This window comes from Peribacillus sp. P4_C12 (assembly GCF_056402095.1).
Genome location: NZ_JBFUIB010001198.1, coordinates 1 through 549, shown reverse-complemented (window position 1 = coordinate 549; position 549 = coordinate 1). Strand labels below are relative to the sequence as shown.

The following is a 549-nucleotide window of genomic DNA, read 5'->3' as shown; positions in this document are numbered from 1 at the left end:
CCCTCCTTCTCCGCTACAAAAAAACTATCCGGGATTAATTGAATGCGCTTTTCGAACGCTTCTATTGTAGCTGCTTCTTCTTTTGAAAAACAAAGATGTTCAATAACTACAAGTTCAGGTAAGTCTTCCATTTTTACTTTTCGTATGTTCAGCATATCTACCTTTCCTCCAAAATAAACCATATTCTTAAATTCATTATAATATTTTATTAAATAAATAGTGATTTAAATGTACATCTTCATCTCCTCACAAGATTTTCGTACATGAGTTTATTGTAACAAAAACCAGCATAGGTTAGGCAAGATCAAGGCATTGAACCAGGAAGAGTATGAAGGATGGTTTATTGATTAAAACATTGGTTAGGGTTGCTTTGAAGTGAACCCAAAAAGTTAGACACTTTATTTAATTAGGCAGCCTTGAGGGCATGAATCCGGTAATCTACCGGGCTCATGCCTTTTAATTTTACCTTGATTCGTTGATGATTGTAGTAATGGATATATTCCTCTAATTCTTGTTTGAAATGCTCCATGCTTTCAAATTCTTGAAGAT

1 protein-coding gene and 1 pseudogene are annotated in these 549 nt (G+C 33.9%); both read right to left on the bottom strand.

The genetic code is table 11. The features are described from left to right. A pseudogene (locus AC1DUW_RS32115) lies at positions 1 to 155 on the bottom strand (GNAT family N-acetyltransferase); the annotation flags it as partial. A 251-nt stretch (positions 156 to 406) separates the two neighbouring features. After that, the coding region (locus AC1DUW_RS32110) for an IS3 family transposase (RefSeq protein ID WP_477644091.1) at positions 407 to 549 on the bottom strand (143 nt) is incomplete at its 5' end.